The sequence below is a fragment of the Oceanicella sp. genome (assembly GCF_056449545.1).
This window is the reverse complement of sequence record NZ_JBWOMN010000122.1, coordinates 13,984-35,080: the sequence shown is the minus strand read 5'-3', so window position 1 is coordinate 35,080 and position 21,097 is coordinate 13,984. Positions and strand designations below refer to the sequence as shown.

Below are 21,097 nucleotides of genomic sequence, written 5' to 3'. Positions count from 1 at the left end.
TCGGGCCGGCGGGCGCCCTTGACGGCGGACCACCGCAAGGCGATCGGCTCCGACGCGGCGTCGCGCCGCGCGGCGCTGGGCGCGGGCCTGGCTGTCGGACTTGGCGCAGCGGCGGCGCTGGCGGGGCTCGCGCCGCCGGCCGCCGCCGCCGGTCACGCAACGACCATGAGCGTCAAGGACGCGCGCGCCGCGGCGCAATCGGGGGCGCTGACGCTGATCGACGTGCGCCGCCCCGAGGAATGGGCCGAGTCCGGCGTGCCCGACGTGGCCCGGCCCATCGACATGCGCGATCCGGATTTCCTCGGCCGCGTCGCCGCGATCCGCGAGGCCGACCCCGACGGCAAGATCGGCTTCATCTGCGCCACCGGCATGCGCTCGGGCTATGTGGCGCAATATCTGCGAAAAGCCGGCATGACCAATATCGTCGACGTGAGCGCCGGGGTGCATGGCCGCCCCGATGGCTGGCTGGCGCGCGGATTGCCGGTCAAACCCGCCCCCTGACCCCCTGAAAGATCCTCGCGGGTCTGGCAAGCAGGAAACCGGCCCGGCGCGATCGCCGGGCATGCGGCGCCCCCCCAGCCGTGCGCGCCGGGCCCAACCGCCGCCCCTGTCAGGCCGCCGCCACCCGCCGCCAGCTGTCGGGATCGGCGAGATAGATGCGCATCCAGGCCGAGAACGCCTCGGGCCGCTGCGCCACCTCGCGGGTCAGCGCCTCGGGGGCGATCCAGCGGGTGTCGGCGACCTCCGCCGGGTCGGGGGCGATGCGCAGCGCATTGCGATCGGCGCGCCCCACGAACAGATGCACGCGCTCGTTCTCGATCAGCCCGTTGCCCACATCCGCGCGGTAGTCCACCACGCAGGCCGGGACCAGCGGCAGGGTGAAACCAAGCTCCTCGCCCACCCGGCGCGCGGCGCAGGCGCCGATCTCCTCGCCCATATGGGGATGCGAGCAACAGGTGTTGGTCCACAGCAGCCCCGAATGGTATTTGCCAATCGCGCGGCGCTGCAGCAGCAGATCATCCCCGCAAAACACGAACACCGAGATCGCCAGATGCTTCAACCCCCGACGATGCGCCTCCAGCTTTTCCACCGGATAGAGGCCGCCTTCCGCGTCGATGCAGGGGATCATCAGCCCGGCGTCATGCGGGCGCGCGCGATCGCTCATCGAAGATGCCCCCGCGCCGCCGTGATCATTCGATCAGCATGTCGCCGGCGCGCCGGGTTCCGGGGGCCTCGATGCGCGGCTCGCGCCCGCCGCGCAGGATGGAGTTGCCCTCGTAAAGCGTGCGCTGGTCGATCTCGGGCGGGTTCAGCCAGTCATCCTCGTGCATCTGGCCGCTTTTTCCGTAGACCGCCAGCGCGTTTTCATAGGTGACCTTGCGCACCACCTCCGGCGAGACGCCGCTTTCCAGCGCCAGTTTCGCGGTCTTCGCCACGCCGAGACAGTCGGAAATCCCCCAGTCGCAGGCGCTGTCCACGATGATCCGTTCGCCGCCATACTGCTTGAGCAGCTCGACCATGCGCGCATTGCCCATCTTGGTCGACGGGTAGATGGTGAACCCGGCCCAGAACCCGCGCTGCAGGGTCTCGGCGGCGGTTTCCTCGTTGTTGTGGTCGATCACCACCATGGAGGGATCGACGCCCATCTCCTCGCACACATCCATGGAGCGCGAGGCGCCGCGCTTCTTGTCGCGATGCGGGGTGTGGATCATCACCGGCAGGTTCAGTTCCACCGCCAGCGCCAGCTGCAGGCGGAAATAGCGGTCCTCCAGCGCCGTCTGCTCGTCATAGCCGATCTCGCCGATGGCCACGACGCCCTCCTTCAGCGCGAAGCGCGGCAGCCATTCCATCACGCCTTCGGCCAGTTCCTCGTTGTTGGCCTCCTTGGAATTCAGCCCGACGGTGCAGTAATGGCGGATGCCGAACTGCCCGGCGCGGAAGCGTTCAAACCCGACGATGGTGGACAGGTAATCCACATAGCTGCCGACGAAGCTGCGCGGCTGGCCCAGCCAGAAGGCGGGTTCGATCACCGCCACCACGCCGGACTCGGCCATCGCCTCGTAATCATCGGTGGTGCGGGAAATCATGTGGGCATGCGGGTCGATGAACATTTTTCAACGGGCCTCCTCGGCGGGCAGGGTGTCCCAGGTCAGCGCGCCGCTGGCGAGCCTTTCAGCGATGTCGCCCTCGGCGGCGAGAAGCGCGGCGGCCTCGGGCGCCGGGCTCGCCGCCAGCGCCAGCGCCGCGGCCGCGCGCTGTCCCGGCGGCCCGCCAAGCGCGCGTTTCAGATCGGCGAGCGCGGCGTCGCTGGCGGCGAAGGGGCCGACGCAGCGCCAGAGTTCGTCGGGCACGGGGCGCCCGGCGGCCCAGCGTTCATGGGCGAAATCGTGCAGAATCAGCGCCAGTTCGGCGTTGGCGCGCGCATCCAGCCCCACCACCGGCGCCAATCGCGCGCCGATGAACAGCGCCTTCAGCACCATGTGGTTCCAGCGATGATCGTCGAAATGATCGCGCGCGAACGGGTTGTCATGGGCGATGGCCTCGAACACCGCGACGATGTTGGAGCGCAGCCCCTCGCCGGCCTCGAAAAACAGCGTTTCGGGGTCGGGATACAGCGGCAATCCGCGATAGAGCGCGATCATCTCGGCCACGTCCGACGTGCGGCGCAGATCCTTGAAGCGTTCGGCGAAGGGGCGGTCGGACTTGTGGGCGAGCAGGGCGGCGACGCGCGCGGCGCCGTCGATGCTCCAGTCCGCGGGGCGCCAGCCGGGGCGCGCGGCGTCGGCCTCGGCCAGTTCGGCGGCGCCGAGCGCCAGATCCGCCTTGCCGAGCCGGCGCGGCGCGTAGCCCAGCGTCATGTGCAGCGCCCGCTCCGGCGCGCCCGCGCCCAGCAGGTCGAGCTGCCCGGCGAACCAGCCGGCCTCGTCGCCGGCGCGGGCCATGACCCAGCGTCGCAACAGGTTGAGCGGTGCAATCATTTCGGACTCCGTTTCAGGCGGCTCGACGGTCAGGCTGCATCGCGCGCCGGGCATTGTCAAAGCCGCTTTAGCTGTTGAGCGGGCGCGGTTCTTCGTCGAGGATGCCCGGCATGAACCGCATCCCCATGAATCGAACGCTCGTGATCCTCGTCGTCGGGCTGTCGCCCTCGCTGGTCGGCGCCCATACGCCGAATCTGGCCAGGCTGGCGGCGCGCGGCGGGCTGCGCCCGCTCGACGCCGTGACCCCGGCCGTCACCTGCACCGTGCAATCGACCCTGCTGACCGGGACCCCGCCCGCGGGTCATGGCGCGGTGGCCAATGGCTGGTATTTCCGCGATCTGGCCGAAGTCTGGCTCTGGCGTCAATCGAACCGGCTGGTGGGCGGCGAAAAGGTCTGGGAGGCCGGGCGCAAACGCGATCCCGCCTTCACCTGCGCCAAGATGTTCTGGTGGTACAACATGTATTCCACCGCGGACTGGAGCGCCACGCCCCGCCCGATGTATCCCGCCGACGGGCGCAAGATCCCCGATCACTACGCCTTTCCGCCGGAACTGCATGACGAGCTGGACGCGAAATTCGGCCAGTTTCCGCTGTTCAAGTTCTGGGGGCCGCTGACCGATCGCAGCGCCAGCGACTGGATCGCCGGGGCCACCGCGCATGTGATGGAGACCCGCGACCCGACCCTGACGCTGACCTATCTGCCGCATCTGGATTACAACCTGCAGCGGTTGGGGCCGGACCTGTCGCATCCGCGCATCCAGGCCGATCTGCGCGAGATCGACGAGATCTGCGGCCGCCTGATCGACCAGGCGGACCGCGAGGGGCGGCGCGTGCTGGTGGTCTCGGAATACGGGATCACGCCCTGCACCGACGCGGTTCACATCAACCGCGCCCTGCGCGAAGCCGGGCTGGTGGCGGTGCGCGAGGAACGCGGGCGCGAACAGTTCGACGCCGGCGCCTCGGCCGCCTTCGCCGTCGCCGACCACCAGATCGCCCATGTCTATGTGCGCGATCCGGCGCGCATCGCCGAGGTGAAGGCGCTGATCGAGCGGCTTGACGGCGTCGAGGCGGTCTGGGATGCGGCGGAAAAGGCCGCCAACGGGCTCGATCATCCGAATTCGGGCGAACTTGTCGCCGTGTCGCGCCCTGACCGCTGGTTCAGCTATTATTACTGGCTCGACGACCAGCGGGCCCCGGATTACGCGCGCACCGTCGATATCCACAGAAAACCCGGCTACGACCCGGTGGAGCTGTTCATGGACCCCGCCATCCGCTGGCCCAGGCTGGCGGCGGGCTGGCGGCTGGGCAAACGGCTGCTGGGGTTCCGGCAATTGATGGACCTGATCTCGCTGAAGGACACGCAGCTTGTCAAAGGCGCCCATGGGCGGCTGACCGACGACCCGGATGACGGGCCGCTGGTGATTTCGTCGGAACCGGGGCTGATGCCCGACGGCCATGTGGCGGCGGTGGATTTCAAGGCGCTGATGCTGGCGCATGTGTTCGACTGAACGGCCGGTCATGTCCCCGGCGCCAGCTTTTGCAGCGCCAGCGTGGCGGCGAAGCCGGCCAGCGCCAGCAGCGCCAGCGCCCAGTCCCCCATGCCCGCGATCAGCGCCGCGTCAAAGATCGAGATCCCGGCGATCAGGCTGACCACCGCGCGCGGCACGTCGCCGGGCCGGCGGCGGAACAGCAGGCTGATCGCCCAGGCGCCCCAAAGCGCGTAGACCGCCAGCAGCGTCGCGGCGAGCGGCGCGCCGCCAAACGAAAAACAGATCACCACGCCGCCCGCCGCCACCGGCGCGGCCATCACCGCCAGCGGCCAGGCGGCGCCGATGCGATCGTAGGCCTCCTGTTTGGCGGCGTAGGTGAGCCCCACCACGTGGCAGAACAATCCCAGCCCGCCGATCAGCAGCGCGCCGGTGACCCCGCCGCCGGCGAATCCGGCGGTGACATAGGTCAGAAACCGGCAGGCGCCCATGATCAGCGGGCTGAAAACCGTGCGCTTGTGCAGCCAGTCGTAAAGCACGATGGCGCCGGCCAGCGCCAACCCGCCAAGCCCCGCCCGCCAGCCCAGCGAGCCCCCCAGCAACGCGCCAAGCGCCAGCATCGCGCCGCCAAGCGCGAACACCAGGCCGCGCGAAACCTCGCCCATGGGGATCGGCCGATTGGCGCGTTCGCGGGCGTCGATCTCGGCGTCGAAGGCGTCGTTGAGATACATCCCCGCCACGTAGAACAGCGACAGGGCGGCGAGCAGCGGCCACAGGCGCGCGTCCGGCCCGGCGCCCGACAGCACCCAGCCCGCCAAGCCGTTGGTCCAGACCGTGGGCAGGTTGGACACCCGCCCCAGCCGCAGCCAGACCCGCCAATCCCGGGCGCCGGCGCTCATCGCAGGCGGTCCGCCACCCAGCGCAGTTCGCGCGCGACGGCGTCCTCGATGCGCGCGCCCCGCAATTCGGGCGGCAATACGCCCCATGTGTAGGTTTCGACCTCCAGATGCGGCGAGATCGGGGTTTCGCGATGCAGCGCGAGGATGTCCGACAGGAAATCCTGCGTGGTCTCGAACGCCTCCAGCCGCTCGACGAAGATCGGCACGTGGAAATGCACCCGCCATTCCTCGCCGTCCGAGGCGGCGCCGCGGGCCAGCGCCTCGGGCAGGTCGGAATATCGCGTCAGGCCGCCGGGGCCGCGCGCCACCACCTGATGCAGGTAGGTGGGTTCGTCGAACCCGGCCATGGCGGCGCGGGTCGCGGCGTTCATGCGCGGGGCGCGCAGGGCGGCGCTCAGCTGCAGCTTGTGGATGGGGATGTCCGCTTCGCGCAGCGCCGCGACGCTGCCCGCCGGGTCCTCGAATTCCACCGCCGCGTGGCAAACGTCGTAGCACAGCCCGAGATGCCGGGTCAGGGCCGCCGCCGCCGCGCCGCGATCGAGCCCGGCGAGATCGGCCATGCGCCGCACCGCCGACGGGCCGAACAGGTGGCGGTCAAAGAACGACATGCTTTCGGAGATGGTTTCGAGCAGGCAGAAGGGTTCGGGCTCCAGCGCCAGCGCCACCGTCGCCCCGGTGGCGTCGCGCAGCCGCGCGCAATGGCCGGCGGCCTGCAGCAGGTTCTCGGCGATCTCGGCCTCGGCGCCCCGGCCCCGCGGCTTGAAGGCGCCGGGCACGGTGCTGAGGCTGGCGATGTCGCCCGCGGGCGCGATTTCGGCCATCAGGTCGGCGAGCCCGTTGGTGTAGGCGAGCCGCTCGGGGCTGCGCCAGTCGGGCAGGTAGACATGTTCCTTGACCCGCACGCCGTGGAACGGGCCGTAGGGAAAGCCGTTGACGGTGACCGCCGCGAAATCCTCGGCGGCGAGAATGGCCTTCAGTTCGGCGCGCGGCCCGGATTCGGTCAGCCTCGCCAGGCATTGCCCGGAAAACCGCAGCCCCACGGGAAAGGCCGCGTCGGGCGACACCGCCGCCTTCACCGCGCGCACCGGGCCGGTGAGCGCGGCGGCGACCTCGGACCAGGTCTCGGCCGGGTGGATGTTGAGGCAATAGGTGAGGCGCTGCGGCGTTGCGGCGGTCATTCAGCGCCCCTCCCGCGCCGCCAGCCAGTCGATGGATTGCAGGATCAGATCCGGGTCCATGCTGTTGACCTCGACCCCGGTCCCAAGCCCGTTCAGCAGGGTGACGGTCAGTTCGCCGCCCAGATGTTCGCGAAATTCGCGCAGGCCCTGAAGCACCGCGGGTTCGCCGTCGGCGCCCCGCCGGGTCAGGGCCGGGTGGTGGATGCGCAGCCCCAGATGTTCAAGCAGCGCCGCCACGCGCAGCGCGTCGGCCTCGGGCAGCAGCCCGGCCAGCGCCGAATATCGGGTGTCGAGCGCCACGCCGATGGCCACCGCCTCGCCATGGGACAGGCGGTGATGGGTCAGCGCCTCCAGCCGATGCGCCGCCCAGTGGCCGAAATCCAGCGGCCGGGCCGACCCCTGTTCGAAGGGGTCGCCGCCCTCGGCGATCTGGCGCATGTGCAGTTCGGCGCTGCGGCGGATCATGCGCTCCTCGACCGGCGGATCGAAGGCGGCGAGCCCGTCGGCGTTGGCCTCCAGCCATGCGAAGAACGCGCCGTCGCGGATCAGCGCCACCTTCACCGCCTCGGCGATTCCGGCGATGCGGTCGCGGCGCGGCAGCGTGCGCAGAAGGTCGAAATCGTTCAGCACCGCCCAGGGCGGCGCGAAGGCGCCGATGTAGTTCTTGACGTTGTTGAGGTTGACCGCGTTCTTGACCCCGACGCCGCTGTCGTTCTGGGCCAGCACCGTGGTCGGCACGCGGATGTGGCGCACCCCGCGATGCGCGGTGGCCGCGGCCAGCCCCACGGCGTCGAGCACCGCGCCGCCGCCGATGGCGATCACGTAGGAATGGCGGTCGACGCGCAGCCGGTGGATGGCCTCGTGCACCGCCTCGATATGGGTCAGTTCGGTCTTGATGCGCTCGCCGCCCGGCGCCAGGGCCGGGGGCGCCAGCAGCTGCATCCGCGCCGGATGGGCGCTGAAATAGGCGGTGACGCGCGCGGCGAGATCACCCTGCGCCGCCGCCACCTGATCGTCGATGAACACCAGGCAGCGGTGGCGCTTTTCGGGTTCGCGCGCGCTCAGCGATTCGACCAGCAGCGGGTTTTCCGGCGCGAACAGATCGCGGGTGAAGGCCACGAGATATTCGTAGGGCACCGAGAATCGCTGCATGTAGCGGACCGCGCCCGCCGTCGCCGCGCCCGGATCCGCGCCTGCTTTGCGCGTTGAATCGGCCGTCATGGACATTCTCCCCCCGAGGGTTTCGCCCGGTGTTTGATCCCGGGCGCTTTTGACTTGCGCCATGTCGATCAGGCGCGATACTTCCGGTCGGAAACAATCGGGAAAATCGGAAGGAGCGAGATTGTGCGCATTGTCAATGGCCTGTTCTTCGTGATCTTCATTCTGTTCGTCGCGGTCCAGTACAACGATCCCGATCCTCTGGTCTGGGGCGCGATCTACGGGCTCGGCGCGCTCTGGGCCGGACTTGCGGCGTTTCGCCCCTCGGCGTTTCGCCAGACGCCGGTGAAGGCGGCCTTCGGCCTGTGCCTGATCGCGGCGTTCGCCGGCGTCTATCTTTATTGGCCCCAGACGCCGGAATGGTGGACCAAGCCGGTGTGGATGGAGGTCGAGACCGCGCGCGAAGGCATGGGCATGATGATCGTCGCGCTGGGCCTGATCGCCGCGGCCATGGTGGCGCGCCGCCGGGTCTGAGCGCGCTCAGGGCGAGAAATGCCTGCTCAACACCCAGGCCACGATATCGACGCGTTCCTCCTCGTCATAGACCTCCTTCCAGGACGGCATCTTGCGAAAGCCGTTGGTGATGCGTGAATAGACGAAATCCGCCGTGTAGCGCTTGGGTTTCAGCTTGGGCGCCTTGCCGGGATAGGAGGCCTTGCCGTGGCACAGCGCGCACTGGCCCTCCCAGATCTCGCGGCCCGCGGCGATGCGCGCGGGATCGGCGAGAATCGCGTCGCTGAAGCGGGGCTTTTCGGGGTCCGCGGTCGCCGCCTTGGCGGCTGATTTCGCGATCACGTCGCGGGCCACGGCCTCGGCGGTGGTCCTGGCGACCTGTTCGGCGACCTGGCGGGCCACTTCCTTTGCCACCTCCTGCGCGATCTGGCGCACCTGCGCTTCGGTCAGCGTCGCCTCCGCGGCCGCGGGCATGGCGCCAAGCGCAAGGGACAGGCCGCAGATCGCGGCCCCGAGACTGTATTTCATCATATCCTCATCAAGTCCGGGCGATGGCGACGCCGCCCCGTTGTCCCCGGATCGGGGGCGCAAGGCGGGGGCGGCGTCCGGTTCGCGTCTTCGGATCCTGCGCGCGAAGCCGCGCGCAGGACGATCGGCGGGTCAGGCGGTCATTCGGCCGAAACGATCTTGTAGATCGTGTCGAGGCTGCCGACCGGACCGGTGGTGACCGAGGTCAGGACATAGACCTCGCCCGCCGCATCCTGCCCGAAGGCCAGAATGTAGGGGTTGATGTCCAGGTTGACGACTTCGGTGTTGTAGCGGGTCCAGTTGCCGTCCTCGCCCTTGATCCCCAGCATGATCACGCCGTCCATGACGCCGAAGTTCCGGGACCAGTCGCCGAACACATAGGTGCCGTCCCAGTTCTTGTTGGCGCCGCGATAGACGAAGCCGCCGGTCACCGAGATGCCCATGCAGCCCTTGGGCTGGGCGCCGCAGTTGTTGTATTCGATGATCGGGTCGATCATGCCGTCATCGTCGCAGCTGTCCGGATGGTCGTTGGGGGCCAGGTAGTCGAAGCAATGGGTGCCTTCCTTCACGCGCCAGCCGTAGTTGCCGCCTTTGACGATGATGTCGATCTCCTCGAAGCTGTTCTGACCCACGTCGCCGCAGAACAGTTCGTTGTCGCCGCCAATGTCGAACGAGCAGCGCCAGGGGTTGCGCAGGCCGTAGGCCCAGATCTCGTCCAGCGCGTTCTCGTCGCCGACGAAGGGGTTGTCGGCGGGCGCCATGCCGGTGGCCGGGTCGAGGCGCAGGATCTTGCCGTTGCGGATGGTCAGGTCCTGGCCGTTGCCGGTGGCCGGATTGTGGCCGATGCCCCAGTCATTGGCGTAGCCGCCATCGCCGGCGGACATGTAGAGCATGCCGTCCGGGCCGATGTCGATCCAGTGGCCGTTATGGTTGAACTGCGGCCACGGAATGCTGGAGATGATGCGCCCGGATTTCGGATCGGCGACGTCGGGATCATCGGCGGACACGGTGTATTCGGCGACGATGTTGGAGTGATCGTACCAGAGCATCTGGCCCAGATCGCTCTGGAAATCGAGCGTGCCGGCGTAGCTCACGTAGAACTTGCCGCTGGTCTTGAAATCGGGGGCGAAGGCCAGCCCGAGCAGCCCGCGCTCGTCGAAATCCGGGAACCGGTCGATGACCAGCGTGCGGATGTCGAGGAACGGTTCGCCCAGCAATTCGCCGTTGGCGTCGATGATGCGCACGCGGCCCCACTGCTCGATCACGAATTTGCGGTCGTCGCCCTTGGGCTGAACCATGGCCAGCGGCGAATTCAGGCCCGACACGTAGGGTTCGAGCTTGATCTTCACCGTCGGCGTTTCCTGCGCCGCGGCGCCGGACAGGGCGAACGCCAGCGCGCCCAAAGTCATTGCTGCTAGAGTCTTCATGCTTTTCCTCCCAGAAAACCGAGCCCGCGCGGCGGGCCTGGTCGGTCCGCCATCCCGGGTTTGGCGCGTGGATTCTTTTGCAACGTTCCCGCTTGTCCCGAGAGTCGGGAGCGCCGGAATCATTGTTGCGCAAGGGCTTGGCGGGCATTTCATCCGCCTGCCTTACGAATGACATGTTACGGCCGGGCTTTGCGAAGTCAACACCCGGGCTTGGCCGCGCGCAGAATTTCCGGCGCGATCGGCGGCGGCGGGGCGAACCGGGGCAAGTCACGCCGGCGATTGCCGGATCGCAGCGCCATGACATTCGCCAAGGCGAATATGAAAGCCCGCGCGAATCCTGTCGCGCGGCCCGTCAATTCATGACTTGTTCGGGGCGATGCTTGCCGGGGGCGGCGTCGGCATTTCGGACGACTGCCGGACCCCGGCGCGCGGGTCAGCCGATGCCGTCGAGCGTGTCGAAGGCCGCGTACATTCTGGAGGCGTCGAAAACCAGGTCCTCGGCGTAGACCGCGTCGCCCTCGACCTTGATGACGCCGAGCAGGTCGCCGTGATGGGCGCCGTTCACCGCCGCGTTGACCACCATGGCCGACTGGTCCGAAACCAGCCGGATCACCGACAGGTCGGTGACGCCGTCGCCGTCGCGGTCGATGTGGCGGATCGACTGGAGCGCCACCGAATGCCCCTCGATCACGATGCCGTCGCCCTCGGCGCGGTCGTAATCGCGGATCCGCTCGGTGCCGAGCCAGTCCACCCAGTGGTCGTGGCGATTGTCGTTCTCATCCATCACCGCGCGCCAGTCCACCGTGCCGTCATCCCTGAGATTGCGCGCGGCGATCTCGCGTCTGGCGTTCATCTCGACCCGGAACACGAAGCTGTCGGCGCCGTCGCCGCCGGTCAGGATGTCGTCCCAGGTGAATTTTCCGCGCGCGATGCCGCCGCGATCCGCGGCCATCCGGGTCGGGGTTCCGGCGTCGGAGACCGAGATCAGCACGTCGTCGCCGTCATTGCCGCGCAAGGTGTCGCCCCCGGCGCCGGCGTAAAGCGTGTCGTCGCCGGCGCCGCCATGGATGATGTCATAGCCGTCGCCGCCCATCACCACGTCGTCGCCGCCCTGCGCCCAGACCCAGTCGGCGCCGCCGCGCGCCTCGATCAGGTCATTGCCGCTGCCGCCGTAAAGCTTGTTGAAGGGCGAGTCATTGCCGATCAGGTGGTCGTCGCCGGCGTCGCCGCGCATGCGGTCCAGACCCCGCCCCGCCACCAGCAGGTCGTCGCCGGCGCCGCCGCGGATCCAGTCATTGCCGGCGCCGCCGTAGATGCGGTCGTCGCCGGCGCCGCCCTGCAGCGCGTCGTCGCCGCGCCCGCCGCGCAGCACGTCGTCCCCGGCGCCGCCGAAAATCTTGTCATGCCCGGCGCCGCCGCGCAGGAAATCCGCGCCGCCATTGCCCCTGATCTGCACCAGGTCCAGCTTGGCGGCGAACAGCGCGTCGTCATCCGCGCCGCCGTCGATGCGGATCCGGTCGCTGTTGCGGAACTGCCAGGGCAGGCGCTTCAGCGCGGTTTCGATTTCGGTGGCCAGCGCGAAGGGGTCGCCGCCCCGCGCGTGAAATTCATGCCCCCTGATCTGGAATATCCTGCCGGTCCCGGCCATGCGTCGCTCCTTGCGTGCCGCGTCGCGCCTGTCCCGCGCCGCGACGTGAAATGTCCTGCGTGATGCGTTCTGGTCCCGCGCCGCGACGATGCGCGGGCGGCTCATGAACAGAATACCGGCGCGGAGCGGTTAAAAGCCAATCCCGTTATGCGAACGCGCGCCCGCCGCCGCCGCATCCCGATCACGCGGATGTCACGTCGCCCAGCGCCTGATCGACGCCCCTTGCCGCGACGACGCGTCCGCCCCGCGCGGCGCGTTTGGCGCCCGGGTTTAGCAGTCGCCGCTTGAAACCGGGCATGGCATGCGACAGATTGCGCCGACCCCTATGATCAGGAGACTCCCGCATGCCCGCAGCCCCCGAGAGCGCCGACGGCGACGCATCCGCGCCGCATCCCGCCTACAAGCGGGTGCTGCTGAAAATCAGCGGCGAGGCGCTCATGGGCGATCAGGGCTTCGGGCTGCACCCGCCGACCGTCGAACGCATCGCCGGCGAGATCAAGAAGGTCCACGATCTGGGCATCGAGATCTGCCTGGTGATCGGCGGCGGCAACATCTTTCGCGGGCTGCAGGGCTCGGCGCAGGGCATGGAGCGCACATCCGCCGATTACATGGGCATGTTGGCCACGGTGATGAACGCGCTGGGCATGCAGTCGTCGCTGGAGGGCGTCGGGGTGTTCACCCGGGTGATCTCGGCCATCCCCATGGATCAGATCTGCGAACCCTACATTCGCCGCCGCGCCGTGCGGCATCTGGAAAAGGGCCGGGTCTGCGTGTTCGCGGCGGGCACCGGCAACCCGTATTTCACCACCGACACCGCCGCCACGCTGCGGGCGATGGAGATGAATTGCGACGTGATCCTGAAGGGCACGCAGGTTGACGGGGTCTATGATTCGGACCCCCGGGCCAACCCGGACGCCAAGCGATACGACCGCATCACCTATCAGGAGGTGCTGACCCGCAACCTCAAGATCATGGACGCCTCGGCCATCGCGCTGGCGCGGGACAACAACCTGCCGTTGATGGTGTTTTCGCTGCACGCGCCGGGCGGATTCGCGGAAGTCTTGAGCGGACGCGGAAAATTCACCATTGTCGAGCAATGATGCCGGGTCGCGCGTGCGAAGATCCGCGCTGGGAGCAGAAGAATGAGTGACGATATCGAGATCGACACCGACGACATCGAACGCCGCATGGACGGCGCGCGGGCCAATCTGCGCACCGACTTCGCCTCGCTGCGCACCGGGCGGGCCTCGGGCTCGATCGTCGAACCGATCATGGTCGACGCCTATGGGCAGATGACCCCGATCAACCAGGTGGCCACCATCAACGTGCCCGAACCGCGCATGGTCACGGTCAATGTCTGGGACAAGGCGCTGGTGGGCAAGGTCGAGAAGGCGATCCGATCGTCGGGCATCGGCATCAACCCGGTGATGGACGGCACGGTGCTGCGCCTGCCGATCCCCGAACTGAACGAGGAACGCCGCCGCGAACTCGCCAAAGTCGCGGGACAATATGCGGAATCGGCCAGGGTGGCGGTGCGCAACGTGCGCCGCGACGGCATGGACATGATCAAGAAGGCCAAGGCCGACGGGATGTCGGAGGACGACCAGAAGATGTGGTCCGACGAGGTGCAGGCGCTGACCGACGCGGCGATCGCGAAAATCGATGCGGCGCTGGCCAGCAAGCAGGAGGAGATCATGCAGGTCTGACGGCCGGTCTGGTCTTTTCAGGCGCAGGCGACCCGTCCGGGGGCGCCGCGCCGCATGGGAGAATTGTATGTTGAAGGCGTCCCCCGCCGCGGCTCTGCAGGATGCCGACGCGTCGCGTCCCGCGCATGTGGCCATCATCATGGACGGCAACGGGCGCTGGGCCACCGCGCGCGGGCGCCCGCGCCTTGCCGGACACAAGCGCGGCGTCGAGGTCGTGCGCCGCATCGTCGAATCCTGTCCCGATCTCGGGGTGCGCAACCTCACGCTCTACGCGTTTTCCACCGAGAACTGGAAGCGCTCGCTGGCCGAGGTGCGCGGGCTGATGAGCCTGTTTCGCATCTATATCCGCAAGGAGGCCCGCGCGCTGCACCGCGAAGGCGTGCGCGTGCGCTTTCTCGGCGATCGCGAAATGCTGGCCCCCGATCTGGTCGAACTGATGATCGAGCTGGAGAACCTGACCCAGGCGAACACCCGGCTGGGGCTCAACATCGCGCTCAATTACGGCGGGCGCGCGGAAATCCTCGCCGCCGCGCGGCGCATCGCCTGCGACGCGGCGGCCGGGCGCATCGATCCCGCGGCGCTGGACGACGCGGCGTTCGGGAACCTGTTTTGCGGCGCGCTCTGCACCGCCGGGCTGCCGGACCCGGATCTGGTGATCCGCACCTCGGGCGAGATGCGGGTGTCCAACTTCCTCACCTGGCAGAGCGCCTATTCGGAATTCGCCTTCGTCGAGGAATGCTGGCCGGATTTCACCGTCGAACGCTTCGCCGGCCTGCTCGAGGATTTCGGCTGTCGCGAACGGCGCTTCGGCGCAGTCGGGGCGTGAGCGTTCCGCCGCCGCGCCGGCCCGGCGGGGGCGCCGCCTGATGACGCAGGCGTCCGGATCCGCGCCGCGCCCCGGCAAATCCGCCTCCTTCGCCGACCTGCGTCTGCGCGCCGGCTCCGCCGCGGCGATGGTGGCGGCGGCGGCGGCGGCGCTGTGGCTTGGCGGCTGGGCCTTTGCGGGGCTGGTGGCGCTGGCCGGCGCGGCCATGGCGTGGGAATTGCGCCGGATGCTGGTCGGGCGCTTCGATCTGGCGGGCTGGATCGGCGTCGCGGGCGCGCTGGGCGCGCCGTTGCTGACCGAATGGCTGCTGATGCGCCACGGCGCGGCGTTTCTGGCGCTGGCGGCGCTTGCCGCCTACGCGCTGGCGCGCGGCGAACGGCGCGCCGGGATGTTCGCGATCGGGATCTTCTACATCGGCGTCGCCTGCGCCGGGTTCGTGGGGCTGCGCGGCGATCCGCAATACGGCGTCGCAGCGGCGCTGTGGGTGGTGCTGGTGGTCGCGGCCTCGGATATCGGCGGCTATTTCGGCGGGCGGCTGATCGGCGGCCCGAAGCTCTGGCCCGCGGTCAGCCCCAAGAAAACCTGGGCCGGGCTCGGCGGCGGCGTGGGGCTGGCGATGCTGGTGGGGGCGGTGTTCTCGGTGCTCACCCGCGACACGCTGGTCGAGGAGGTCGCCGTGGTCTCGGCGCTGATCGCGCTGGTCTCGCAGGGCGGCGACATCCTGGAAAGCCGGGTCAAGCGGTTGTGCGGGGTGAAGGATTCAAGCGCGCTGATCCCGGGCCATGGCGGGGTTCTGGACCGCATGGACGGGCTGCTGGCGGCGGCGCTGATCGCCGCGTTGGTGACGTTTTCGCGCGGTCAGTCGGTGTTTATCTGGTAGATTGCGCATATGAGCGACTCCCCTTCAACCGGCGCGAGGCGCCGCGTCAGCGTGCTGGGCGCCACCGGCTCCATCGGCGCGAGCACCCTTGAGGTGATGCGCCATATGGGGGGCGCGGCGCGGTTCGACGTCGCGGCGCTGACCGGGCGGCGCAACATCCGCGCGCTTGCCGCCGCGGCGCGGGAATTCCGCGCCGACATCGCCGTCACCGCCGATCCGGCGCGCCTGGGCGACCTGCGCGACGCGCTCTCGGGATCCGGGGTCGAGGCCGCCGCCGGGCCCGACGCGGTGGCCGAGGCCGCCGCCCGCCCCGCCGATTGGTGCATGGCCGCCATCGTCGGCGCCGCCGGGCTGGCCCCGACGCTGGCCGCGGCGGCGCAGGGCGCGGTCGTGGCGCTGGCCAACAAGGAATGCCTGGTCAGCGCCGGCGGGCTGTTTCTGGACGCCATCGCGCGATCCGGCGCCACGCTGCTGCCGGTGGACAGCGAGCACAACGCCATTTTCCAGGTGCTGAGCGGCGATCCGCGCGCCGTGGAGCGGATCATCATCACCGCCTCGGGCGGGCCGTTTCGCGACTGGCCTGCGTCGCGCATGGCCGCGGTCACCCCGGCGCAGGCCATGGCGCACCCGAACTGGGACATGGGGGCGAAGATCTCCATCGACAGCGCCTCGATGTTCAACAAGGCGCTGGAAATGATCGAGGCGCGCCATCTGTTCCGCGTCGCGCCCGAGCGGATCGAGGTGCTGGTGCATCCGCAATCCATCGTCCATTCCATGGTCGGCTATCGCGACGGCTCGGTGCTGGCCCAACTCGGCCCGCCGGACATGCGGGTGGCGATCGGCTACGCGCTGACCTGGCCCGACCGCGCCGACCTGCCGGTGGAGCGCGTCGATTTCGCCGCGCTCGGGCGGCTCGAATTCGAGGCCCCCGACGAAATCCGCTTCCCCGCCCTGCGCCTCGCGCGCGAAGCCATGGCGGCGGGCGGGTTGGCCGGCGCGGCGCTGAACGGCGCCAAGGAGGCGGCGCAGGCGGCCTTCGTTTCCGGGCGCATCGGCTTTCTGGACATGGCGGCGGTGGTCGAAGACGCCATGTCGCGCCTTGCCCCCTTCGCCCCGGCGACCCATCTTGATGACGTGTTCGCCATCGACGCCGCCGCGCGCCGCAGGGCGGTCGAATGCGTGCAGGTCCGCGCGGCCTGACGCCGCGCCGGGCCCTCAAAGGAGCTTGTTCATGGATTTCATCAGTCAGATCCCGTTGATCGGCACGTTCGTCACCGTGGTCATCCCGTTTCTCGCGGTGCTGGGCGTGGTGGTGTTCGTCCATGAATACGGCCATTACATCGTCGGACGCTGGTGCGGCATCCATGCCGAGGTGTTTTCCATCGGCTTCGGCAAGGAACTGTATTCCTGGACCGACAGCCGGGGCACCAAATGGCGGCTCGCGGCCCTGCCGCTGGGCGGCTATGTGCGGTTTCTCGGCGATGCGGACGCCTCCAGCCGGGTGGACAGCGACCTGCTCGACGATCTGAGCGAAAGCGAGCGGGCGCGATCCTTCCCCGGCGCGGCGCTGTGGCGGCGCGCGGCCACCGTCGCCGCCGGTCCGTTCGCCAATTTCCTGCTGACCATCGTGATCTTCGCCGGCATGGCGATGGCCCTCGGCCTCGGGTCGGAACGCCCGGTGATCGGCGAGGTGTTCGAGACCGAAGGCTACGCCATGCCCCTGCGGCCCGGCGACGAGGTGCTGTCGGTGAACGGCGTGCCGACCGAGACCTTCGCCGCCGTCGTCGACGCCTATTCCGAACCCGGGAAAGGCAGTTTCACCGCCGAGATCCGCCGCGACGGCCGGGTGATGACGCTGGAAACCGGCCCGCTGATCCCGCCGGTGGTGGGCGGCGTCGGGTCGGGCGCCCCCGCCGACAAGGCCGGGCTGCTGCCCGGCGACGTGATCCTGTCGGCCAACGGCGTCGAACTGGGATCGTTCCGCGATCTGCAGGACGCGGTGCGCGCCGGGGCCGATGCGCCGGTGGCGCTGCGCGTGGACAGCGGCGGCGAGATCCGCGACCTGGCGATCACGCCGCTGATGAACCCGGCGCCCGACGAAAACGGCGACATCGTCATGCGCCCGCTGATCGGCGTCACCGCCATGACCCTCGCCGCCCCTGAAATCCGAACCCCCGGCCCGATCGAGGCGGTGGGTCACGGGGTGAAGCGCACCTGGACGGTGATCACGTCTTCGCTGTCCTTCATGGGCGCGATGATCTGGGGAGAGGCGGATTCCTCGTCGCTGGGCGGGCCGATCCGCATCGCCTCCATGTCCGGCGAGGCCGCGGAGGCCGGGTTCGCCAGCTTTCTGGGGATGATCGCGCTGATCTCCACCTCGATCGGGCTGATCAATCTTTTTCCGATCCCGGTGCTGGACGGCGGGCATCTGCTTTTCTATGCAATCGAGGCGCTGCGTGGTAGGCCACTTGGCAACCGCTTCGTGGAGGCGGCGACGGGACTGGGAATCGGTCTGGTGATCCTGCTGATGGTGTTCGTGACCTATAACGACATCGCCAGCCTCTAGACGCCGGCCCGCCAAGCCAACGCCGGGCGAAAACGCAGGCGAAATCAATATGCCGCGGGGCCAAACCGGCGGTTGGGGAACAAGGCGGAGTGGATACATGAGCGGCATTGATGTCCGGGGCGCGCGCAGGATCGCCGCGCGGATCGCGGGGGCGGTGATTCTGCTGGCGGGGCTTGTCGCGGCGCCGGCCGGCCCCGGCCGCGCGCAGGGCGCGCCGGCGCTGCAGCGGGTCGAACGGATCCTGGTCGAGGGCAATGGCCGCGTCGCCGACAGCACCGTGAAGGCCTACATGACGGTCCGGGAGGGCGAGCCCGCCACGCCGGACGCGATCAACGAATCCGTGCGCCGGCTGCTGGACACCGGGCTGTTTCGCGACGTGACCATCTCGCCCCTGGCCGACGGGCTGCTGGTGCAGGTGGTGGAGGCGGCCTCGATCAACCGCGTGGTGTTCGAGGGCAACGACAAGATCAAGGACGAGGATCTGGCCGGGGTGGTCAAATCCGCCCCGCGCGCCGCCTTTTCCAACGCCGTCGCCGAAAGCGACGCGCGCAACCTCACCGAGTTGTATCGGCGCACCGGGCGCTACGGCGCCAGCGTCACCCCGGTGATCATCGAGCGCGACGGCAACCGGGTCGATCTGGTGTTCGAGATCGTCGAGGGCGAGCCGACGGGCGTCAGGTCCATCGATTTCGTCGGCAACGAGGTCTATTCCGACCGCCGCCTGCGCGGCGTGATCGAGACCTCGGAAAGCGGCATCCTGGCGTTCCTGTTCACCTCCGACATCTATGATCCCGACCGGCTGGAGCTGGACAAGGAACTGCTGCGCACCTACTATCTCGACCGCGGCTACGCGGATTTTCAGGTGCTGTCGGCCACCGCCGAACTGACCGCGGACCGGGAGGATTTCCTCATCACCTTCGCGGTGGACGAGGGCGAGGTCTACGCCTTCGGCGACATCGACGTGCAGCTGGCGCTGCCGGGGCTTGACGCCGAGGCGCTGTCGCTGGAATTCCAGATGGCCCCGGGCGAGACCTACAGCGCCAAGCTGGTGGATCGCACCATCGACCGGCTGATCTACCAGGTCGGCCTCGCCGGCTACGCCTTCATCGACGTGCGCCCGGTGGCGCGCAAGAACGTCGAGGAACGCACCGTCGACGTGACCTTCCAGATCGCCGAGGGGCCGCGGGTCTATATCGAGCGCCTCGACATCGAGGGCAACAGCCGCACCGTGGACCGGGTGCTGCGCCGCCAGTTCAGGTTCGCCGAGGGCGACGCCTACAACGCGCAGGCGATCACCGACGGGCGCAACAACCTGCGCCGGCTGGGGTATTTCTCCAAGGTGGACGTGCGCACGGTGCGCGGCAGCGCCTCGGATCGCGCGGTGGTCAACGTGTCGGTGGAGGAACAGCTCACCGGCTCGATCTCCTTCGGCGTCGGGTTCTCGTCTTCGGACGGCATCCTCGGCGACATCTCGGTCACCGAACGCAATTTTCTCGGCCGCGGCCAGCTGGTGCGCGCGCAGATCAACTACACCGGCGATCAGCAGGCGCTGAACTTCACCTTCGAGGAGCCGGCGCTGCTGGATCGCGACCTGGCGGTGGGCTTTTCGATCGGGCTCACGGCGCTTGACCGCACCGACGAAAGCTCCTTCGAGGAAACCAATCTCGGCTTTCGCCCCTTCGTCGAATTCCCCATCAGCAACGACGAAAGGCTGCGGCTGCGCTATCGCATCTCCTCGGACGAGATCCGCAGCGTGCGCTTCAACGCCTCGCCCTCGGTTTTCGCCGACAAGGGCACGGCCATCACCTCCTCGGTGGGGTTCACCTATTCCTACGACCAGCGCAACGACCCGATCGAACCCACGGGCGGGTATCTCTACGTGTTCAACCAGGATATCGCCGGGCTCGGGGGTGATGCGTTCTATTCGCGCTCCTCGGCGCGGCTGAAGGGCTGGCAGGGGTTCTTCGACGGGCAGCTGGTGGCCAGCCTGGAACTGGAGATGGGCGGGCTGATCAGTTTCGGCGAGGACACGCGGGTGAACGAACGCTTCCTGCTTGGCGGCGACGATTTCCGCGGCTTCGCCTCGTCGGGCATCGGGCCGCGCGACGTTTCCAATTACGACCAGTATGATTCCAACGGCAATTTCGTGCGCACCCGGCGGCGCAGCGACTCGCTCGGGGGCAATTACTTCGCCGTGGTCCGCGCCGAGATGTCGTTCCCGCTGGGGCTGCCCGACGAACTGGGTTTCTATGGCGGCGTCTTCGCCGATGTGGGCACGGTGTTCGGGCTGGATCGCACGGTGTTCAACGAAACCGTGTCGGGGCCGACCAATGCGGGCAAGAAGGTGCGGATCGACGATGACGCCTATCTGCGCGCCTCGATCGGCGTTTCGCTGTTCGTGGACAGCGGTTTCGGACCGCTGCGCTTCAACCTGGCCTATCCCATCAGCTCCAAGGATTATGACGAACGCGAATACTTCCGCTTCACCGCCGGCACCCGGTTCTGACCGGGCGCCGGGGATGACCCGCGGGCTGCGCCGGCTGGGCCTTGGCGCGGCGCTGGCGGCTGTCGCGGCGGCCGCGGTCTGGGCCCAGGACGCGGCGCCGGGGCCCGAACCCAATCCCGAACCCAATCACGAACCCAATCCCGAATCCGATCTCGATTCCAGACTTGGGGCCGCGCCTGGCGCCGCGCTCGCCCCTGCGCGGGGAACCCCCGACGCGACCGCGCCGCGGGCCGTCGCGGTCCCGCAGATCCTGATCGTCAACCAGCAGCGCGTGCTTGCCGCCTCGAACCCGGCGCGAGACCTGCTGGAAACCGAAAAGCGCCTGCGCGCAACCGTCGAGGCGCGGCTGAACCGCGTGAAGGCCGAGCTCGAGGCCGAGGAGCTTGAACTGACCCGCCTGCGCGACACCATGGACCGGGAGGAATTCCGCCGCCGCACCCGCGATTTCGACCGCCGGGTGCGCCGCGAACGCCGCGCGGCGCAGGAACGGGGCACGCAATTGCTGAGCTTCCTGTCCGAGGCGCGCACCGCCCTGCGCTCGGCGCTGCCCCGGGTGCTCGAAGGCCTGCGCCGCGACAAGGGCGCCGCGATCCTGATCGACGCCGCGGCGGTGCTGGCCGCCGACCAGGTCCATGACGTGACCGAGGAGGCGATCCAGCGCTTCAACATGGTGATGGAGGGGGTGTCCTTCGACCCGCCCGAATCGCTGTCCCAGCCGTGACCGGGCCTCAAGCGGGGGCGGCGAGCGGCGTTTTGCGCGCCGCGCGCCCTTGACCTGACGCGCGCGAAGGTTAATC

The 21,097-nt window shown here is 68.9% G+C and carries 20 protein-coding genes; 11 read left to right on the top strand and 9 right to left on the bottom strand.

The window, feature by feature from the left end; all coding sequences use genetic code 11:
• The first annotated feature begins 18 nt into the window (after positions 1-18).
• Positions 19-501 carry a rhodanese-like domain-containing protein gene (locus tag AC1HC7_RS16030; RefSeq protein ID WP_479499215.1) on the top strand — a complete coding sequence of 161 codons (483 nt, stop codon included), beginning with the start codon at positions 19-21 and terminating at the stop codon, positions 499-501.
• 109 nt (positions 502-610) lie between these two features.
• Here the strand turns inward: AC1HC7_RS16030 and idi are convergent, their stop codons facing one another.
• Genes idi through AC1HC7_RS16015 form a run of 3 tightly spaced genes read right to left on the bottom strand, consistent with a single transcriptional unit; the run spans position 611 to position 2,978 of the window.
• A complete protein-coding gene (idi, locus tag AC1HC7_RS16025) occupies positions 611-1,165 on the bottom strand; it encodes an isopentenyl-diphosphate Delta-isomerase (RefSeq protein ID WP_479496718.1) in 555 nt (184 codons plus the stop codon).
• 25 nt (positions 1,166-1,190) lie between these two features.
• A complete protein-coding gene (locus tag AC1HC7_RS16020; RefSeq protein WP_479496719.1) occupies positions 1,191-2,111 on the bottom strand; it encodes a TatD family hydrolase in 921 nt (306 codons plus the stop codon).
• A 3-nt stretch (positions 2,112-2,114) separates the two neighbouring features.
• On the bottom strand, positions 2,115-2,978 hold the full coding sequence (locus AC1HC7_RS16015) for an EboA domain-containing protein (RefSeq protein WP_479496720.1): 864 nt from the start codon (positions 2,976-2,978) through the stop codon (positions 2,115-2,117).
• A 125-nt stretch (positions 2,979-3,103) separates the two neighbouring features.
• Here AC1HC7_RS16015 and AC1HC7_RS16010 point away from each other — a divergent pair, with 125 nt between their 5' ends.
• Positions 3,104-4,486: an alkaline phosphatase family protein gene (locus tag AC1HC7_RS16010; protein ID WP_479496721.1), complete on the top strand. Its 1,383-nt coding sequence runs from the start codon at positions 3,104-3,106 to the stop codon at positions 4,484-4,486.
• Between the two features lie 8 nt (positions 4,487-4,494).
• Here the strand turns inward: AC1HC7_RS16010 and AC1HC7_RS16005 are convergent, their stop codons facing one another.
• From AC1HC7_RS16005 to AC1HC7_RS15995, 3 genes are read right to left on the bottom strand one after another with little or no spacing between them, the layout of a single operon-like run.
• Entirely contained in the window at positions 4,495-5,364 is an 870-nt protein-coding gene (locus tag AC1HC7_RS16005; RefSeq protein ID WP_479496722.1) for a UbiA family prenyltransferase, read from the bottom strand.
• Positions 5,361-6,542 (bottom strand): metabolite traffic protein EboE, encoded by a 1,182-nt coding sequence (gene eboE / locus AC1HC7_RS16000; RefSeq protein ID WP_479499214.1) that lies wholly within the window; start codon positions 6,540-6,542, stop codon positions 5,361-5,363. The genes AC1HC7_RS16005 and eboE overlap by 4 nt, the downstream gene beginning before the upstream one ends.
• Positions 6,543-7,763: a 3-dehydroquinate synthase gene (locus AC1HC7_RS15995; RefSeq protein ID WP_479496724.1), complete on the bottom strand. Its 1,221-nt coding sequence runs from the start codon at positions 7,761-7,763 to the stop codon at positions 6,543-6,545.
• A 123-nt stretch (positions 7,764-7,886) separates the two neighbouring features.
• Between AC1HC7_RS15995 and AC1HC7_RS15990 the strand changes: the two genes are divergently transcribed.
• The gene (locus tag AC1HC7_RS15990) at positions 7,887-8,234 is read left to right on the top strand and encodes a transmembrane 220 family protein (RefSeq protein ID WP_479496725.1); all 348 of its coding nucleotides are present in this window, start codon (positions 7,887-7,889) and stop codon (positions 8,232-8,234) included.
• A 6-nt stretch (positions 8,235-8,240) separates the two neighbouring features.
• On the opposite strand, the gene AC1HC7_RS15985 is transcribed toward AC1HC7_RS15990, so the two are convergent.
• The 3 genes from AC1HC7_RS15985 to AC1HC7_RS15975 form a co-directional block, all read right to left on the bottom strand.
• On the bottom strand, positions 8,241-8,741 hold the full coding sequence (locus AC1HC7_RS15985) for a c-type cytochrome (protein WP_479496726.1): 501 nt from the start codon (positions 8,739-8,741) through the stop codon (positions 8,241-8,243).
• A 140-nt stretch (positions 8,742-8,881) separates the two neighbouring features.
• Positions 8,882-10,168, bottom strand: a complete 1,287-nt coding sequence (locus tag AC1HC7_RS15980; RefSeq protein ID WP_479496727.1) for a PQQ-dependent sugar dehydrogenase — start codon at positions 10,166-10,168, stop codon at positions 8,882-8,884.
• 433 nt (positions 10,169-10,601) lie between these two features.
• Entirely contained in the window at positions 10,602-11,816 is a 1,215-nt protein-coding gene (locus AC1HC7_RS15975) for a calcium-binding protein (protein WP_479496728.1), read from the bottom strand.
• A gap of 344 nt (positions 11,817-12,160) precedes the next feature.
• Here AC1HC7_RS15975 and pyrH point away from each other — a divergent pair, with 344 nt between their 5' ends.
• The 8 genes from pyrH (at position 12,161) to AC1HC7_RS15935 (ending at position 21,021) form a co-directional block, all read left to right on the top strand.
• Entirely contained in the window at positions 12,161-12,916 is a 756-nt protein-coding gene (gene pyrH, locus AC1HC7_RS15970) for a UMP kinase (RefSeq protein ID WP_479496729.1), read from the top strand.
• 42 nt (positions 12,917-12,958) lie between these two features.
• Positions 12,959-13,522 carry a ribosome recycling factor gene (gene frr / locus AC1HC7_RS15965; RefSeq protein WP_479496730.1) on the top strand — a complete coding sequence of 188 codons (564 nt, stop codon included), beginning with the start codon at positions 12,959-12,961 and terminating at the stop codon, positions 13,520-13,522.
• 67 nt (positions 13,523-13,589) lie between these two features.
• The gene (gene uppS / locus AC1HC7_RS15960; protein ID WP_479496731.1) at positions 13,590-14,348 is read left to right on the top strand and encodes a polyprenyl diphosphate synthase; all 759 of its coding nucleotides are present in this window, start codon (positions 13,590-13,592) and stop codon (positions 14,346-14,348) included.
• Between the two features lie 40 nt (positions 14,349-14,388).
• A complete protein-coding gene (locus AC1HC7_RS15955) occupies positions 14,389-15,228 on the top strand; it encodes a phosphatidate cytidylyltransferase (protein WP_479496732.1) in 840 nt (279 codons plus the stop codon).
• 9 nt (positions 15,229-15,237) lie between these two features.
• Entirely contained in the window at positions 15,238-16,428 is a 1,191-nt protein-coding gene (dxr, locus tag AC1HC7_RS15950; RefSeq protein ID WP_479496733.1) for a 1-deoxy-D-xylulose-5-phosphate reductoisomerase, read from the top strand.
• Between the two features lie 31 nt (positions 16,429-16,459).
• A complete protein-coding gene (gene rseP / locus AC1HC7_RS15945) occupies positions 16,460-17,794 on the top strand; it encodes an RIP metalloprotease RseP (RefSeq protein ID WP_479496734.1) in 1,335 nt (444 codons plus the stop codon).
• Between the two features lie 97 nt (positions 17,795-17,891).
• Positions 17,892-20,300, top strand: a complete 2,409-nt coding sequence (gene bamA / locus AC1HC7_RS15940) for an outer membrane protein assembly factor BamA (protein ID WP_479496735.1) — start codon at positions 17,892-17,894, stop codon at positions 20,298-20,300.
• A 13-nt stretch (positions 20,301-20,313) separates the two neighbouring features.
• Positions 20,314-21,021, top strand: coding sequence for an OmpH family outer membrane protein (locus AC1HC7_RS15935; protein ID WP_479496736.1), 708 nt, complete (start codon positions 20,314-20,316; stop codon positions 21,019-21,021).
• Positions 21,022-21,097: the final 76 nt, after the last annotated feature.

Excerpts from the sequence above, each read along its gene's own strand:
- AC1HC7_RS15995 (WP_479496724.1), bottom strand. The coding sequence starts at position 7,763 with ATGACGGCCGATTCAACGCGCAAAGCAGGCGCGGATCCGGGCGCGGCG.
- bamA (WP_479496735.1), top strand. The coding sequence starts at position 17,892 with ATGAGCGGCATTGATGTCCGGGGCGCGCGCAGGATCGCCGCGCGGATC.
- AC1HC7_RS15935 (WP_479496736.1), top strand. The coding sequence starts at position 20,314 with ATGACCCGCGGGCTGCGCCGGCTGGGCCTTGGCGCGGCGCTGGCGGCT.
- pyrH (WP_479496729.1), top strand. The coding sequence starts at position 12,161 with ATGCCCGCAGCCCCCGAGAGCGCCGACGGCGACGCATCCGCGCCGCAT.
- eboE (WP_479499214.1), bottom strand. The coding sequence starts at position 6,542 with ATGACCGCCGCAACGCCGCAGCGCCTCACCTATTGCCTCAACATCCAC.
- frr (WP_479496730.1), top strand. The coding sequence starts at position 12,959 with ATGAGTGACGATATCGAGATCGACACCGACGACATCGAACGCCGCATG.
- AC1HC7_RS16005 (WP_479496722.1), bottom strand. The coding sequence starts at position 5,364 with ATGAGCGCCGGCGCCCGGGATTGGCGGGTCTGGCTGCGGCTGGGGCGG.
- AC1HC7_RS16010 (WP_479496721.1), top strand. The coding sequence starts at position 3,104 with ATGAATCGAACGCTCGTGATCCTCGTCGTCGGGCTGTCGCCCTCGCTG.
- uppS (WP_479496731.1), top strand. The coding sequence starts at position 13,590 with ATGTTGAAGGCGTCCCCCGCCGCGGCTCTGCAGGATGCCGACGCGTCG.
- idi (WP_479496718.1), bottom strand. The coding sequence starts at position 1,165 with ATGAGCGATCGCGCGCGCCCGCATGACGCCGGGCTGATGATCCCCTGC.
- AC1HC7_RS16015 (WP_479496720.1), bottom strand. The coding sequence starts at position 2,978 with ATGATTGCACCGCTCAACCTGTTGCGACGCTGGGTCATGGCCCGCGCC.
- AC1HC7_RS15980 (WP_479496727.1), bottom strand. The coding sequence starts at position 10,168 with ATGAAGACTCTAGCAGCAATGACTTTGGGCGCGCTGGCGTTCGCCCTG.
- dxr (WP_479496733.1), top strand. The coding sequence starts at position 15,238 with ATGAGCGACTCCCCTTCAACCGGCGCGAGGCGCCGCGTCAGCGTGCTG.
- AC1HC7_RS15955 (WP_479496732.1), top strand. The coding sequence starts at position 14,389 with ATGACGCAGGCGTCCGGATCCGCGCCGCGCCCCGGCAAATCCGCCTCC.
- rseP (WP_479496734.1), top strand. The coding sequence starts at position 16,460 with ATGGATTTCATCAGTCAGATCCCGTTGATCGGCACGTTCGTCACCGTG.
- AC1HC7_RS16020 (WP_479496719.1), bottom strand. The coding sequence starts at position 2,111 with ATGTTCATCGACCCGCATGCCCACATGATTTCCCGCACCACCGATGAT.
- AC1HC7_RS15985 (WP_479496726.1), bottom strand. The coding sequence starts at position 8,741 with ATGAAATACAGTCTCGGGGCCGCGATCTGCGGCCTGTCCCTTGCGCTT.
- AC1HC7_RS15975 (WP_479496728.1), bottom strand. The coding sequence starts at position 11,816 with ATGGCCGGGACCGGCAGGATATTCCAGATCAGGGGGCATGAATTTCAC.